We start from the raw sequence: 14641 nt of genomic DNA on the forward strand, positions 1-14641 counted from the left end.
GTCTTGCTACTCCCTCAGACCTGCGACGCGCTCGATAAGAGGTTTTTGCAGGACCGGGAAGTGGCCGATGGTCGTCATTGCAAGGTTTCTGAACGTCTGTACGAATATGTTGGTCGACTGCACCGTCGACAGAATGCGTTCGCTGAGTTCGATCCAGCGATGCCCTACTGGCCGGCGCTCATCGGTGTATCCATCCAGAGTGCCGTCGCCGAAACGCCGGGCCAAGGACGCGGCATCCTCGATGCCGAGATTCATGCCTCGCGCGCCAAGCGGCGAATGGACATGCGCAGCATCGCCGCCGAGGAAGACGCGGCCGGCCTGGTAGCGTCTCGCTTGCTTGGCCGGAATATGGAAACGATCGGTCCGCAGCACCTTCGACACGCGGTAATTGCCCGGCACTTGGGCCAATGCGTCGGGCGTGTTGGAGACAGAGCGAAAGCGGCCGTCGCCGATCGGTATGATGAAGCCGACGTCGCCGCCACGGTTGACGAACGCCTGCGCAGCACCCGGCTCGTAAGGCCAGGATGCGATCTCCGCGTCGGTGATGCTCCATTGCCGCTTGTGCGTATAGCCCTCAAATTCGATACCTGATGACTTGCGCACCGAGCTCTCGGGGCCATCGGCACCGAAGACGATGTCGAAGTTTTGTCTTTCCTCGTCACCGCTTCGGCTGATCCTGGCCTCCACCTTGTCGGCATGCTGGGTGAGGCCGACCAGTTCCGTGCGCCATTCGACATCGATGCCGAATGTCGCCAGCGTGTCGGCCATGATCCTTTCGGTATCGCGCTGAGGCAGAGACAAGAGGAAATTGTAGCGGTGCGGCAGCAGCGAGAAGTTGATTGTGAGAAGCTCCCGCGCTTCCACATGGAAATGCGCGTGGCGGACCTTGAGCCCTTCGGCGAGCAATTGCCTGCTCACCCCGGACGCTTCGAGGATATCGAGGCTGTGCGCGCTGATCCCCACGGCCTTGCTGAGCGCCGTGGGTCCGTCCTTCTCATCAATGATGCGGGGAAGGGCGCCGCCTCGCGCAAGCTCCAACGCCGCGGTCAGTCCTGTTGGACCGGCACCGACGATGAGGATGGAAGCTTTTTCTCGAGGCACGACCGTTGCCTTTCCCAAACTGTCTACACGGGTGCCCCACTTGTCGACGATAGACCGGAACGCTTTGCGGGAACGGAGGTTGCGTACCAATGAGGCTCCGCGTCCAACTGTCTTCACCGAAATGACACTTGCGCCCGGTCGCTCTCGGAACTGTTCTTTCCCACGCCGGTTTGGGTATGGGCCGACTGACCGCAACAGGACAGAGAGACGTTCATGTTTCACCTTGGCGTTTGGATGCTGCCCATCGCGGGCGTCCCTCTGATCCTCATCCTGATCTGGATGTATTTCCTCGCCAGGCGCCGAAGCCGGCGGCTGGCGGAGCCGAGAGGCGATCCATCACAAGAGACCCGACGGCGCCCCAACGACCCGCTGGGCTGAAGGCTCTCGAGGCCCTGCCTTAGCTGAACAGCCATCTGTCAACCCGCCGGCAGAGCATAGGCGATGACTTCGTCGCCGACCTTGGGTTCCATGAAGTGGTGGCCGCCGGGCGCGATGACGACATACTGCCTGTCGTCGACCACATAGGTCATCGGCGTCGTCTGCCCTCCAGCGGGAAGATCCACCTGCCACACCTCCTTGCCCGTGTCGGTCATGGCATTTTCCAGCGTGAAACAGATCGTGATATCTGGCGAACGCCTGCGGGCGGCTGCGGTTGCGGATAAAATCTACGACCAGTTCCCGGGCGCGGTCACCATTCTGTGATCCTTTTTGCGGCTTCGGAACCTTCGCGGCGAAAGCACCGTTAAGTGCCGTCAACTCTGAGTTTGCCTTCAGCAGAATCGGCGAGGGGATGCCGCAGATCTTCTCGAAAAACGCCAATGGCGTTGCGCGCTTTGTCATCTGGGGAAGTTGTGCCGTTCTGCTGATCGCAGCCGCGATTGGGATAATCCTGCCCCGCTCGGGCCTGGTAACGGGAGTAGGTGAGCCATTGGCGCAGCCGGTGCCGTTCAGTCACAAGCACCATGTCGGTCAACTCGGCATCGACTGCCGCTATTGCCACAACGGCGTCGAAAGCTCGTCTTCGGCGGGTCTGCCGGCCACCGAGGTCTGCATGACCTGCCATTCGCAGCTGTTCACCAATGCCGATATGCTGGCGCCGGTGCGCGCAAGTCTAGCGAGCGGCAAGCCGATCGAATGGCAGCGCGTCAACAGCGTGCCCGACTTCGTTTTCTTCAATCACGCGATCCACATCAACAAGGGTGTCGCCTGCGAGACCTGCCATGGCGAGGTCGACCAGATGCCGCTGACGATGCGGGCGCATACGCTGAGCATGGAATGGTGCCTTGGCTGCCATCGCAATCCGCAGCCCAATCTGCGTCCGCCGCGGGACGTGTTCCTGATGCACTGGCAACCGCCCGCGGACATTGATGAGATCAGGCGGCAACTGATCGGCATGCTCGACATTCATCCCGAGACAATGACGGATTGCTATGTCTGCCATCGCTGACGACAGGCCTGGCCCCGCCATCGACATCGAGGCTCTGCGCAAGCGGTTGGCGCGTGGCGGCGAAATATGGCGCAGCCTGGACGAGATCGCCGGCACCGCCGAATTCCGCCGCTTCGTTGAGGCCGAGTTTCCGGCAATCGCGGAACGCCTGCCTGCAAAGCCGAACCGGCGCACGCTGCTGAAGCTGATGGGCGCCTCGCTGTCGCTTGCCGGGCTGGCCGCCTGCAGCAGGGCGGAAAGCATCGTGCCCTATGTGCGCCAGCCGGAAATCCTCATTCCCGGCAAGCCTATCTATTACGCGACGACGCTGTCGAGCGACGGCTTCGGCATCGGCGCCATCGTCGAAAGCCATGAAGGGCGGCCGACAAAGGTCGAGGGCAACCCCGATCACCCAGCGTCGCGCGGCGCGACCGACGCGGTCATGCAGGCAGCCGTGCTGACGCTGTTCGATCCCGACCGCTCGCGTACGCCGCTCAAGGATGGGGAGCCGGCATCTTATGGCGATTTCCTCAAGGACATGGCGGCGCTTGTCTCGCGCTGGGCGGCATCGCAAGGCCAGGGCGGGGCGTTGCTGGTTGAGGCCACGACATCGCCGACCGCCGCCGCACAGATCGATGCGTTGCGGGTTCGCTATCCCAAGCTGAAGATCTATCGTCACGACCCATTGGCGACGCCAGCCACGGAGGCGGTCTCGCGCGCGCTGTTCGGATCGCCGCTAACGCCGGTCTACCGCTTCGACCGCGCCGAAATGATCCTCAGCCTCGATGCCGATTTTCTCGGCGAGGGTCCCGGGCGGCTAGCTTATGCGCGCGATTTCGCCGCGCGGCGACGTGTACGCGATCCGTCCGACCGGATGAGCCGGCTTTATGCGATGGAGTCGACGCCCACCATAACCGGGGCAGCTGCCGACCATCGGCTTGCGATCAAGCCAAGTGAGGTCGAAGCCGTGGCCGCCGGGTTGAACGCGGCGTTGACCGGCGAAGCCGGAGGTTCCCGCTCGCCGATCGACCAGGTCTGGATGACGGCGCTGGTCGATGACCTGAGAGCGGCGGGCCGCAACGCATTGGTTATTGCAGGGGCGCATCAGGGCGCCTTCGTTCAAGCCGCCGCTTTATCTGCCAATGCGAAGCTTGGCGCGCTTGGCAACACGGTCGGGCTGATCGAACCACCGGACGCATCGCAGGTCGATGGCGATGTAGCCGCGCTGTGTGAGGCAATCGGCGATGGCGGGATCGACTCGGTCGTGGTGCTGGGCGCAAACCCGCTGCATACGGCTCCAGCGGGGCTCGATGCGCATAAGGCATTCTCCAGCCTGAAGCTGCTTGTCCATTACGGGCTCTATCGCGACGAGACCGCATTCCTGGCGCACTGGCATGTACCGGCCGCCCATGAGCTCGAGAGCTGGAGCGACATCCGCGCCTATGACGGTACCCGCTCGCTGGTGCAGCCGCTGATCAAGCCGCTCTACGATGGCAAGACCACGCATGAACTGCTCGCCGTGCTTGGCGGCCAGTTCCAGACCGATCCACTGGCGCTCGTCCGGCAACATTGGGCAGCGCTCGATGACGATGCGTGGAAGAAGGCGTTGCGCGACGGCATCGTCCCGGATAGCGCCACCAAGCCCGTACCCGTCACAATGCCGTCAAATCTAGGCGGCTTGAGTCCGGCGGCGAACGCTACCGATGGCATCGATATCCGCTTCGTTCCCGATCCGTGGCTGCGAGATGGCCGCTTTGCCAATGCGTCGTGGCTGCAGGAATTGCCGCGGCCGCTGACCAAGATCGTCTGGGGCAATGCGGCGCTCATCTCGCCCGCCACTGCCGAGCGGCTGAAAATCGAGAACGGCAGGGTCATCAATGTCGCGTCCAACGGCACCAGCGTCGACGCGCCGGCCTGGATCGTGTCCGGCCACCCCGATGAGACGGTGACGCTCTCCTTCGGCTTCGGGCGCAAGGCCGGCTCCGTTGCCGCGCTGTCGGAAGGCCATGATGCGTTCCTTTTGCGCAGCGCGGCGGAATGGATGGCGACTGGTGCTGCGATCACGCCGCGCGAGAACAGCGCGCGCGTCATCAGCACACAACATCACCAGGCGATGGAAGGCCGCGCCATCGTACGCCACGCCTCGCTCGAAGCGTTCCGGCGCGATCCGCGTTTCGTGCGCAAGGATGCGCCGCCGTCACCAAAAGAATCACTCTATCCCGACTGGCCCTACGATCGGGAAGCCTGGGCGATGGCGATCGACCTTTCAGCCTGTATCGGCTGCATGGCCTGCGTCTCTGCTTGCCAGGCGGAGAACAACATCGCGACGGTCGGGCCGGAAGAATGCGAGCGCAGCCACGAAATGCATTGGCTGCGGGTCGACCGTTACTATGCCGGTCCGCTCGATGCGCCCGAGACCCTTTTCCAGCCGGTTCCCTGCATGCATTGCGAGAAGGCGCCCTGCGAAGTGGTCTGCCCGGTCAACGCCACCGTGCACACCCATGATGGGTTGAACGCTCAGGTCTACAACCGCTGCATCGGCACGCGCTATTGCTCGCAGAATTGCCCCTACAAGGTGCGGCGCTTCAACTTCCTCGAGCACCAGTCCTTCGACAAGGACGAAGCCGGTCCGGAGCAGGGCGTTCACAACCCCAATGTCAGCGTTCGTTCGCGCGGCGTGATGGAGAAATGCACCTACTGCGTCCAGCGCATCAGCGCCAAGCGCATCCAGGCGCAGATCGAAAATCGCGACATTGCCGATGGTGAAGTGGTCACTGCCTGCCAGCAGGCTTGCCCGACCCAGGCCATCACCTTCGGCGATCGCAACAGGAAAGACGCAAAGGTCGTTCGCGAGAAAAGTGCGCCCCAGAACTACGCGCTGCTGGAGGAGTTGAACACAAGGCCGCGCACCTCCTATCTCGGCAAGATCTCCAATCCGAACGGCAGGCTTGCCAAGCCGGGCGAGGCGACCGATGGCTGAAGCCGGCGCGAACAGCTTGGACGTCATGCGCGGCCGCCACGATTTTCCAGAGATCACCGGGCGCATCGGCTCGATCGTGCTCAAAGGCCGCCTGCCGCGCCATTTCTGGACCGCGTTCTTCCTCTGCTTCCTGCTCGTCCTGCTCTTCCTCTACTCGATCATCTACCTGATTTCCGTCGGGGTCGGCGCCTACGGCATCAACATGCCCGTGGTCTGGGGCACGATGATTTCCAACTTCGTCTGGTGGATCGGCATCGGCCACGCCGGCACGCTGATCTCGGCGGTGCTGCTTTTGCTGCGCCAGCCATGGCGCGCCTCGATCAACCGTTTCGCCGAGGCCATGACGCTGTTCGCGGTCGCCATGGCTGGACTGTTTCCGATCCTGCATCTCGGACGGCCGTGGTTCTTCTATTGGCTGCTGCCGCTACCCAATGTGCATATGCATTGGCCGCAATGGCGCAGTCCACTGGTCTGGGATTTTGCCGCGATCGCGACCTACGCGACCGTCTCGCTGCTGTTCTGGTACATGGGCCTTCTGCCCGATCTTGCGGTGTTGCGAGATCGCGCAAGGTCGAGAGCGGCGCAGCTTTTCTACGGCATATTGGCACTCGGCTGGCGCGGCTCGGCCTATCATTGGGCGCGCTACAGGATAGTCTATTTCCTGCTGGCGGCCCTGGCCACGCCGCTGGTCGTCTCGGTGCACTCGATCGTCTCGCTCGACTTCACCTTCGCGATCACGCCCGGCTACCACTCGACGATCTTTCCGCCTTATTTCGTCGCCGGCGCACTGCTGTCCGGTTTCGCCATGGTGCTTACCATCGCCATTCCGCTGCGCTGGGCGTTCTCGGTCGAGGACCTGATCACGCTGCGGCACATGGACAATGCCGCCAAGCTGATGATCGCCGCCGGCATGGTCGTCGCCTATGGCTATGTCTCCGAAGCATTCTTCGCCTGGTATTCGGGCGAGCCCTATGAACGCGCCATGATGGTACAGCGCGCCATCGGTCCTTATGCGCCGCTGTTCTGGCTAATGCTCAGCCTGAACTGCGGCGTGCTGCAACTGCTGTGGTTCAAACGCATCCGCCGCAACATGCCGCTGCTTTTCGCTATTGCCGTCGCGATCAACATCGGCATGTGGATCGAGCGCTACATCATCGTCGTGACGGGGCCGAGCCGCGATTACCTGCCGTCCGCCTGGGGTGAGCAGTCGCTGACCTGGCTCGATTTCGGCATCCTGTTCGGCTCGATCGGAACCTTCTTCGCGCTTGTCTTCCTGTTCATCCGCATCCTGCCGGCGATCACCATCTTCGAAGTCGAGGAGTTGGCTGAAGAAGAGGGCAAGCTCAGATGAGCCTCTACGGTCTCATGGCGGTGTTTGCCGATCCCGAAGCCCTCGTTGCGGCGGCGCGCCACATGCGCGAGCGCGGGTATCGTCGCATGGATGCGTTCTCACCGTTTCCGATGAACGAGCTGGACGGGATATTGGAGATCCCGAAGTCGCGGCTGCCCTGGGTCGTGCTCGCCGGCGGTATTGCAGGTGCTGCTCTCGTCTATGCTCTGATCTGGTATTCCGTCGAAGTCGACTATCCAATCAATGTCGGCGGCAGGCCGCTGCATTCCTGGCCGGCTTTCGTCGTCATCGCCTTCGAGGTCGGCATCCTCGGCGCTGCCTTCGCCGGCTTTCTGGGCCTGCTCGCGGCCAATGGACTGCCTCGCTACCATCATCCGGTGTTCAACGCCGAGAGCTTCACCTATGCACGCGGCGGCAGGTTCTATCTGCTGATCGAAGCGGCCGATCCGAAATACCGCAAGGGCGTGACCAGGGGCCAACTGACGCGCCTCGGCGCCGAGACTGTCGAGGAGGTGGAGGCGTGAGCGGCCTGCGCCTCACGCTCATGCTCGGCGCGCTGGCCATCGCCGGCTGTCGTCAGGATATGGAGGACCAGCCGCGTTACGATCCGCTGGAGGCAAGCAACCAGTTTGCCGACGGCATGTCAGCACGCACCCCGGTGACGGGTACGGTGACGCGCGACGCCGATCTTTCGCCGACCCCGCAGCGGGTACCCTATCCGATCACGATGGAGCTGCTGCAGCGCGGCGAGCAGCGTTTCGATATCTTCTGCTCGCCTTGCCACGGCCGCACCGGCGACGGTCACGGCATGATCGTCCAACGCGGCTTCCCGGCCCCGCCTAGCTACCATCAGGATGCGTTGCGCAAGGCTTCGGACCGGCACTTCTACGACGTCATCAGCGACGGCTATGGCGCCATGTACTCTTACGCGGCGCGCGTGCCGCCGCGCGACCGCTGGGCGATCGTCGCCTATATCCGCGCCCTGCAATATTCGCGCGACGCACCTGTCGCCGAGCTCCCGCAAAGCCTGCGCGCACGGCTCGACGCGGAGGCATCGCCATGAGCCGAATCGAGCAGGGCTGTCTGGCCGCCGGCATCGCGGGACTTGTCCTGTGCGTGCTCGGGGTATCGCTCGATGCTAAGGCAATGCTGGGCGCCTGGCTGGCCGCAGCCATATTTGTGCTCAGCCTTCCACTCGGTGCGCTGACGATCCTGATGGTGCACGGGCTGACCGGCGGACGCTGGGGCGATGCGGTCCGCCAGCCCTTGCGGATCATGGTCGCGATGTTGCCGTTTGCGCTGATCTTGCTCCTGCCGGTGTTGATGAGGCTCGACCTGATCTTCCCATGGGCCGGCCCCGACTCCGGGATGCTGCCGGAGAAGGTCCGCGAGAAGCTCGCCTATCTCAACGTCCCATTCTTCCTGCTGCGCTTCGCCGTCTGCGGCGCTATCTGGGTCGTTCTCGCCTGGATGATGCTGGGCCCGACTGCGGAGGATTCCGTAAAGACTGGCAATGGTAGGAAATATGCTTTCGGCCTGATCTTCCACGCGCTTGCTGTCAGCGTCTTTGCGATCGACTGGATGCTGTCGATAGAGCCGGAATTCACCTCCACCATCTACGCGCTTTGCGAGGTGGCGGCAGAAGTGGTCGGGGCATTCGCGCTTGCCGCCCTGGTGCTGGCGGCGAGGCGGGCGGTCGAGCTCTTGCCGGGGGGAGATGAGGAAACCTCGCTAAGCGAAGATCTCTCCAACATGCAGTTCGGCTTCGTGCTGACCTGGATCTACCTCGTCTTCATGCAGTGGATCGTCGTTTGGGGTGGAGACCTTCCGGACGAGATCCACGGGTACATCGTCCGCGCCACCGGCGGCTGGCAGTATCTGCTGTGGCTGCTGCTAGCCTTGCAGGTGGCTGCGTTCGCGGGCTCGCTCAGTCGACCGCTCAAGCGCAGCCATGACGGCCTGATCTGGCTGGCGGGCATAGTTCTGGCCGGCCATCTCGCCGATGTGTTCTGGCGCATTCGACCGCCGCTCTTCGCCGGTGGTCCGCCGGCACTGTGGCATGATGCGGTTGCCTGGATTGGAGTAGGCGGGTTGTGGCTCGCCCTGTTCCTTTTCCTGCTGCGCCGGCCGGATAGGATGGTCTGGTGGAAGCGGGAGGCCGCCCATGGCTAAAGCTCGCCGCCATCCCGAGACGCGCGATGTCCAGCCGCGGGTGCTGCTCGCTTTCGGCGGCGGGCTGTTGGTGTTTTTGGCCTTGGCCGCGTTCTGCATCAAACTCGTCTTCAACACCACGCCGAGCTGGCTGCCGCCACCCGAGAACGCCAGTCCGGAAGCTCCCGATTTGCAGAGCGCACCAAGGCAGGACCTTGTCAACTTCCGCGCCGAGGAGGATCGCCAGCTGAAAATGCTCGGCTGGGTCGACCGCAGCGCCGGCATCGCGCGCATTCCGATCGACGACGCAATGTGGGCAGTGGTCAACAACGGCTTGCCGGATTGGTCACAGCCCGACGCCACAGCCCCGGAACCTGGAGATTGCAACCTGCTCGCGGCTGCAGTTCCCCGCACATCCCAGGCCCAGAATTGTCAGCAGCAAAGTGACGAGGCAGGGCGATGAGAAGCCTGTTAGCCGCGCTTTGTCTGCTGGTTGTCGGGGCGGCCACTGCCGCCGAGCGACCGACATTCGATCCGAAGCTCGGCGCGCAGCTGACGGCGGACCGCGAATTGGTCGACGCCGGCGGCCGGAAGCTGACGCTGGGCGCAACACTGGACGGCCATCCGGCGCTCGTCATCTTCGGTTACGACAAATGCCCGAACCTGTGCGGCGTCACTCAGCAGGCCGTTGCCTCCGACCTGAAGAAGACATCACTTCGACCGGCGGATTATCGCGCGCTTTTCATCTCGATTGATCCCAGGGAGACACCAGCCGACGCAGCTGCGGCGCAAGACGAAATCGCTTCCGCCGCAGGTCCGGCAGGGCTCGCCGCCTGGCGGTTCCTGACCAGCAGCGACGGCGCCGGCGCGGCGCTGGCCAATGAGGCAGGTATCAATTTCGATCGGCGCAAGGGCATCGATCAGTTCGTTCACCCGATTGCGGTTATCGCGCTTACGCCAACGGGTCGAATTGCGCAGGTGCTGCCGGCGCTCACTTTCACGCCGCGTGATCTCCAACTCGCGCTGGTCGAAGCGTCGGAGAATAAGCTCGGGTCGATTGCCGATCATGTCTTCTTGCTCTGCGCCGGGTTCGACAGTTCGAAGGGCCAGTACACGCCAGCGATCTGGGCGGCACTGAAAGTGGCGAGCCTGGCCACGCTGTTCGGCCTCGGCGCGACAGTGCTCTGGCAAGGCTGGGGGAGGGCAAGGTGAGCTTCGGCATCCCCTTCTTCCCCCAGGAGGCTTCATCGGAAGCCGGTCGGATCGACGCGCTGTTCTACACGCTGCTCGCTTTTTCTGCCGTTCTCGGGCTGGCGCTCGCCGGGCTGGTGGTCGGCTACGCTGTGAAATACCGCGTCGGCTCAAAGGCGGATCGAACAGGCAAGCGTTCCCGCAGCCTGCCGCTGGAGATGAGCTGGACGATCGCCAGCCTGGTCATCGCTTTCATCTTCTTCGGCTGGGGCGCGGCGCTCTTCGTTCGCCGCGACCATCCGCCGGCGGACGCGCTGGAGATCAGCGGCCTTGGCAAACAATGGATGTGGGAGTTCAGGCAACCAGGCGGCCAGCGCGAGATCAACGAACTGCACGTTCCCGTCGGCAAGGTCGTTGTCGTGTCGCTCGCCGCGCAGGACGTTATCCACTCGTTTTATGTGCCGGCCTTCCGCATCAAGCAGGACGCGGTGCCGGGGCGCACGACGCATATCTGGTTCATCGCCACCCAGCCCGGCCGCTACCATCTGTTCTGCGCCCAATATTGCGGCACGCAGCATTCGGAAATGGGCGGCTGGGTGATCGCGATGGCCCCCGAGCAATATGCCGCTTGGCTGAACAGCCAGGGCGAGGGCGAGACGCTCGCCGCGAGCGGCGAGAAACTCTTTCGCGCCCTGGGCTGTTCCGGCTGCCACGGCGCGAGCAGCAAGGTGAGGGCGCCATCCCTGGATGGCATCTTCGGCCGTCCGGTGGCGCTCGACAATCAGCAAACGGTGATCGCCGACGAGCGTTACCTGCGCGACTCCATTCTCAACCCGAAGAAGGAGGTCGCCGCAGGCTACGAGCCAGTCATGCCGAGCTTCGACGGCCTCATCGACGAAGGCGAGCTGCAGATGCTGCTTGCCTATCTGAAGGCGCTTTCGCCGCAACCAACGGCTGGAGCCAGGCAATGACCAACGCGGCGATGTCCGGCACTTATCTTGGCGAAGGCAGCGGTCCCCGGGCGTGGCTGCTCACCACCGACCATAAACGCGTCGCATGGCTCTATCTTGTGTCGCTGACGGCCTTCTTCTTCCTCGGCGGCGCCATGGCGGTGCTGATGCGGATCGAGCTGGCGACGCCGGCCGGCGACCTCGTCTCCGACGATGTCTATAACAGGCTGTTCTCGCTGCACGGCATCATCATGGTCTGGTTCTTCCTGGTGCCGTCGATCCCGGCGAGCTTGGGCAATTTCCTGTTGCCTCTGATGATCGGCGCGCGCGATCTGGCTTTCCCGCGGCTCAACCTCGCCAGCTGGTATGTCTTCATCTCGGGCAGCCTGTTCGCGCTGTTTGCGGTGGTGGCCGGCGGCGTCGACACCGGCTGGACCTTCTACACGCCGCTCTCGACGCTCTATGCCAATGGCTGGGTCTCGACCGCGGCGTTCGGTGTCTTCATCGTCGGCTTCTCGACGATCATGACAGGCATCAACTTCATCGTTACGGTGCATACCCTGCGCGCGCCCGGGCTCACCTGGTTCCGCTTGCCGATCTTCGTCTGGACGCTTTACGCCACCAGCCTGGTGATGGTGCTGGCAACGCCTGTGCTCGCCGCCTCGCTGATCCTGATCGTGCTGGAGCGCGTGTTCGGCATCGGCATCTTCAATCCCGCTCTCGGCGGGGATCCGCTGCTCTTCCAGCACCTCTTCTGGTTCTATTCGCACCCGGCCGTCTACATCATGATCCTGCCCGGTATGGGCGTGGTGTCGGAGGTGCTGCCCTGCTTCAGCCGTCGGCCGCTGTTCGGCTACAAGGCGGTGGCGATGTCGTCGATCGCGATCGCCGTCTTCGGCTTCCTGGTCTGGGGCCACCACATGTTCGTCAGCGGGCAGTCGGCCTATGCCGGCGTGGTGTTCTCGTTCCTGTCCTTCTGCGTCGCCATTCCGTCGGCGATCAAGGTCTTCAACTGGAGCCTGACGCTGCGCAAGGGCGAGATCAGCTTCGAGACGCCGATGCTTTACGCGCTGTTCTTCCTCGCGCTGTTCACCTTCGGCGGGCTGGCGGGGCTATTCCTTGCCTCGCTTGCGGTCGATGTGCATGTCCACGACACATACTTCGTCATCGCGCATTTCCACTACATCATGGTCGGCGGCATGGTGACCGCCTATATGGCCGGCCTGCATTTCTGGTGGCCGAAGATGACCGGCCGCATGTATTCGGAAACGGCGGGGCGAATTGCGGCGACCGTCACCTTCATCGGCTTCAACCTGACCTTCTTCCCGCAATATGTGCTGGGCTTCGACGGCATGCCCCGCCGCTATCATACCTATCCACCAGAGTTCCAGTTCTGGAACGTCTTGTCCTCGGCCGGCGCGGTGGTGCTGGCGATCGGCTACCTTATGCCATTGTTCTATCTCGGCTGGTCGCTGTTTCGCGGCGCCCGGGCGCCCGATAATCCCTGGAACGCCACCGGGCTCGAATGGCAGACGGGCTCGCCGCCGCCGCCGCATAATTTCGAGACCATGCCGGTCGTGACGCGACCGGCCTATGCCTACGACATGAAGGGCCTCGAGCATGAGCGCTTCAGCCCGCACCGGGAGGAGGCAGCGGGATGAGCGGCACGGAAAGCATCGCCTTCGACACGCCGCAACGCGAACGGCGCGCCGACACTTTTGCCATGTGGGTGTTCATCGGCTCCGAGGCGATGCTGTTCGGCGCGATCTTCCTTGTCTTCCTCGTAGCCCATGTCGATTTCGGCCCAGCCTTTGCGGCCGCCTCGAAACATCTTTCGCTGCCGCTCGGCACCTTCAACACGGCCGTGCTGATCACCAGCAGCTTCACCATGGCGCTGGCGCACAGGCTTGCGCTTCAGAGGCGTTGGCGCGCGACGGTCTGGGCGCTGGTCGTCACCTCGGGCCTGGGCCTGTGCTTCCTGGTCGTGAAGGGGATCGAATACGGCAAGGAGATCGGCGAAGGACTGGCGCCGCTCCTCGGCATGCCGTTCCGCTACGCCGGGCCGGATCCGGTTCATGCCGAATTCTTCTTCGGCCTCTATTTCGCGATGACCTCGCTGCATGCGCTGCACCTGATCGGCGGCATCGTGGTCATCGCCGGCATGATTGCGCTCTGGCGGACCGCCAGTCCTGCCAACCGGCTGCGCCGGGTCGTGACCGTAGGCCTCTACTGGCACTTCGTCGACATCATATGGGTGTTCATGTTCCCCGTCCTTTACCTGATCAACCGATGAGCGAACTGCGCAAACTCACCTTCGGCTATCTCGGTCTCCTGGCGCTGCTGACGCTGACGGTAGGCTCATCTTTGGTCGATCTCGGCGGTTTCAACGTCGCGCTCAACCTGGCGATCGCCGCCGCAAAGGCGATCCTGATCGCCATGCTGTTCATGCATCTGACCGGCACGTTGCCGCGGCTGGCCGTAGCGGCCACCGGGCTTTGGCTGATCATCCTGTTCGGGCTGACGCTGATCGGGCGATAGGAGAGACATTAATCGCCGGCAGGGACACCGGCATAGGTTTTGGTCTTGAAGAGCCCGGCCAGATGGGCGGCATTGGAAGCCGCCATCTTGATCATGCTGACGACCTTCTCCGGTGTCCAGGGAAGATCGACGAAGTTGACGTGGTCCATCGCTTCTCCAACCCAGTACACGGCGCCATTGGCGGGAACGGTGAATCCGACATCGTTGAGCGCCTGTAGGCACTCGGCATGGCAGTGATGTGCGCCATCCTCGTTTCCGACGATCGGACTGGAAGTCCTTGGGTCGAAGGTCAGTCTTCTCGGTGAACCTGGACTTCGATCCCGCCGATTGAAGCGTCAGATCGAGTCATCTTTGGCCGGGGTCTGCCTTGAAATTCCGCCGGAATGGCTGATCGAAATCGGGAAAAGAGAACCGGCTCAATGATCGGCCGGCTCGAGGTGCCGCACGACCGCGGAGAGGGCGGCAAATTGACCGAGCTGCCGCATCGAAAGCGCGCCGTCCCTTGCCATCGTCGCGATGTCGTCGAAGAGAAGGGCGAAGTCCTGGCAGACACTGCTGTCCCATTCGGCCTCTCCTATCTCGTCGAGATCCTGCAAGAACAATAGAATCGCCTCGATATGCGCGCGTTGATGGCGAGCGTTGGTGAGATGTCCGCGTGCCGCCGGCACTATCTCCAAACTGGCGAAGCGGGACAACGTCTCGTCGAGCTTGGAGCGGCACCGGCTATCCAACCCCGCCTCCTCGATCAGCCCTGCCAGCCGGGCAACGGTGATCGCCATTTCCGCAGCGCTGTTTTCAGGAAGGCCGTGCTTCATATTCTTCTACCCCCGTCGCGGTCAGCCTGCCTGGAGTCGCTGCGCAGTTGACCTGAGCCTTGGGCAGCCTGGCCGAGAGGCGCGAAACACTCCCATGCCGGAGCCAGATCGCTGGGCTACCTCACAATCTTCAAGATA

Annotated in this window: 15 protein-coding genes and 1 pseudogene; 12 read left to right on the forward strand and 4 right to left on the reverse strand. The window is 63.1% G+C overall.

What is annotated here, in order from left to right; all coding sequences use genetic code 11:
• Positions 1–6: 6 nt before the first annotated feature.
• Both P9272_RS01860 and P9272_RS01865 read right to left on the reverse strand, forming a co-directional pair.
• Positions 7–1101 carry an FAD-dependent monooxygenase gene (locus tag P9272_RS01860; RefSeq protein WP_278158436.1) on the reverse strand — a complete coding sequence of 365 codons (1095 nt, stop codon included), beginning with the start codon at positions 1099–1101 and terminating at the stop codon, positions 7–9.
• 416 nt (positions 1102–1517) lie between these two features.
• Positions 1518–1694, reverse strand: coding sequence for a hypothetical protein (locus P9272_RS01865; RefSeq protein WP_278158602.1), 177 nt, complete (start codon positions 1692–1694; stop codon positions 1518–1520).
• A 197-nt stretch (positions 1695–1891) separates the two neighbouring features.
• On the opposite strand from P9272_RS01865, the gene P9272_RS01870 reads away from it, so the two are divergent.
• From P9272_RS01870 to P9272_RS01925, 12 genes are read left to right on the forward strand one after another with little or no spacing between them, the layout of a single operon-like run.
• A complete protein-coding gene (locus P9272_RS01870) occupies positions 1892–2548 on the forward strand; it encodes a cytochrome c3 family protein (protein ID WP_128259278.1) in 657 nt (218 codons plus the stop codon).
• Positions 2532–5507 (forward strand): TAT-variant-translocated molybdopterin oxidoreductase, encoded by a 2976-nt coding sequence (locus tag P9272_RS01875; protein WP_278158438.1) that lies wholly within the window; start codon positions 2532–2534, stop codon positions 5505–5507. The genes P9272_RS01870 and P9272_RS01875 overlap by 17 nt, the downstream gene beginning before the upstream one ends.
• Entirely contained in the window at positions 5500–6858 is a 1359-nt protein-coding gene (gene nrfD / locus P9272_RS01880; protein WP_128259280.1) for an NrfD/PsrC family molybdoenzyme membrane anchor subunit, read from the forward strand. Before P9272_RS01875 ends, nrfD begins: the two co-directional genes overlap by 8 nt.
• On the forward strand, positions 6855–7382 hold the full coding sequence (locus tag P9272_RS01885) for a DUF3341 domain-containing protein (protein ID WP_128259281.1): 528 nt from the start codon (positions 6855–6857) through the stop codon (positions 7380–7382). Before nrfD ends, P9272_RS01885 begins: the two co-directional genes overlap by 4 nt.
• The gene (locus P9272_RS01890) at positions 7379–7921 is read left to right on the forward strand and encodes a cytochrome c (protein ID WP_128259282.1); all 543 of its coding nucleotides are present in this window, start codon (positions 7379–7381) and stop codon (positions 7919–7921) included. Before P9272_RS01885 ends, P9272_RS01890 begins: the two co-directional genes overlap by 4 nt.
• A complete protein-coding gene (locus P9272_RS01895) occupies positions 7918–9030 on the forward strand; it encodes a hypothetical protein (RefSeq protein WP_278158442.1) in 1113 nt (370 codons plus the stop codon). The genes P9272_RS01890 and P9272_RS01895 overlap by 4 nt, the downstream gene beginning before the upstream one ends.
• Complete coding sequence (locus tag P9272_RS01900; RefSeq protein ID WP_278158444.1) at positions 9023–9472, forward strand: hypothetical protein; 450 nt, start codon at positions 9023–9025, stop codon at positions 9470–9472. The genes P9272_RS01895 and P9272_RS01900 overlap by 8 nt, the downstream gene beginning before the upstream one ends.
• A complete protein-coding gene (locus P9272_RS01905; RefSeq protein ID WP_278158445.1) occupies positions 9469–10221 on the forward strand; it encodes an SCO family protein in 753 nt (250 codons plus the stop codon). Before P9272_RS01900 ends, P9272_RS01905 begins: the two co-directional genes overlap by 4 nt.
• A complete protein-coding gene (coxB, locus tag P9272_RS01910; protein ID WP_278158447.1) occupies positions 10218–11171 on the forward strand; it encodes a cytochrome c oxidase subunit II in 954 nt (317 codons plus the stop codon). Before P9272_RS01905 ends, coxB begins: the two co-directional genes overlap by 4 nt.
• Positions 11168–12811: a cytochrome c oxidase subunit I gene (ctaD, locus tag P9272_RS01915; RefSeq protein WP_128259287.1), complete on the forward strand. Its 1644-nt coding sequence runs from the start codon at positions 11168–11170 to the stop codon at positions 12809–12811. Before coxB ends, ctaD begins: the two co-directional genes overlap by 4 nt.
• Positions 12808–13443, forward strand: coding sequence for a cytochrome c oxidase subunit 3 (locus tag P9272_RS01920; RefSeq protein WP_128259288.1), 636 nt, complete (start codon positions 12808–12810; stop codon positions 13441–13443). The genes ctaD and P9272_RS01920 overlap by 4 nt, the downstream gene beginning before the upstream one ends.
• Entirely contained in the window at positions 13440–13688 is a 249-nt protein-coding gene (locus P9272_RS01925) for a cytochrome C oxidase subunit IV family protein (RefSeq protein WP_278158450.1), read from the forward strand. Before P9272_RS01920 ends, P9272_RS01925 begins: the two co-directional genes overlap by 4 nt.
• 8 nt (positions 13689–13696) lie before the next feature.
• Here P9272_RS01925 and P9272_RS01930 read toward each other — a convergent pair.
• A pseudogene (locus P9272_RS01930) lies at positions 13697–13951 on the reverse strand (NADPH-dependent oxidoreductase); the annotation flags it as partial.
• A gap of 153 nt (positions 13952–14104) precedes the next feature.
• Positions 14105–14503, reverse strand: a complete 399-nt coding sequence (locus P9272_RS01935; RefSeq protein ID WP_278158452.1) for a hypothetical protein — start codon at positions 14501–14503, stop codon at positions 14105–14107.
• Positions 14504–14641: the final 138 nt, after the last annotated feature.

This window comes from Mesorhizobium sp. WSM4976 (assembly GCF_029625685.1).
Classification (GTDB): domain Bacteria; phylum Pseudomonadota; class Alphaproteobacteria; order Rhizobiales; family Rhizobiaceae; genus Mesorhizobium.

Coding starts and splice junctions, on each gene's coding strand:
- P9272_RS01895 (WP_278158442.1), top strand. CDS start 7,918: ATGAGCCGAATCGAGCAGGGCTGTCTGGCCGCCGGCATCGCGGGACTT.
- P9272_RS01925 (WP_278158450.1), top strand. CDS start 13,440: ATGAGCGAACTGCGCAAACTCACCTTCGGCTATCTCGGTCTCCTGGCG.
- P9272_RS01875 (WP_278158438.1), top strand. CDS start 2,532: ATGTCTGCCATCGCTGACGACAGGCCTGGCCCCGCCATCGACATCGAG.
- P9272_RS01920 (WP_128259288.1), top strand. CDS start 12,808: ATGAGCGGCACGGAAAGCATCGCCTTCGACACGCCGCAACGCGAACGG.
- ctaD (WP_128259287.1), top strand. CDS start 11,168: ATGACCAACGCGGCGATGTCCGGCACTTATCTTGGCGAAGGCAGCGGT.
- P9272_RS01865 (WP_278158602.1), bottom strand. CDS start 1,694: ATGACCGACACGGGCAAGGAGGTGTGGCAGGTGGATCTTCCCGCTGGA.
- P9272_RS01935 (WP_278158452.1), bottom strand. CDS start 14,503: ATGAAGCACGGCCTTCCTGAAAACAGCGCTGCGGAAATGGCGATCACC.
- P9272_RS01900 (WP_278158444.1), top strand. CDS start 9,023: ATGGCTAAAGCTCGCCGCCATCCCGAGACGCGCGATGTCCAGCCGCGG.
- P9272_RS01870 (WP_128259278.1), top strand. CDS start 1,892: ATGCCGCAGATCTTCTCGAAAAACGCCAATGGCGTTGCGCGCTTTGTC.
- nrfD (WP_128259280.1), top strand. CDS start 5,500: ATGGCTGAAGCCGGCGCGAACAGCTTGGACGTCATGCGCGGCCGCCAC.
- P9272_RS01885 (WP_128259281.1), top strand. CDS start 6,855: ATGAGCCTCTACGGTCTCATGGCGGTGTTTGCCGATCCCGAAGCCCTC.
- P9272_RS01905 (WP_278158445.1), top strand. CDS start 9,469: ATGAGAAGCCTGTTAGCCGCGCTTTGTCTGCTGGTTGTCGGGGCGGCC.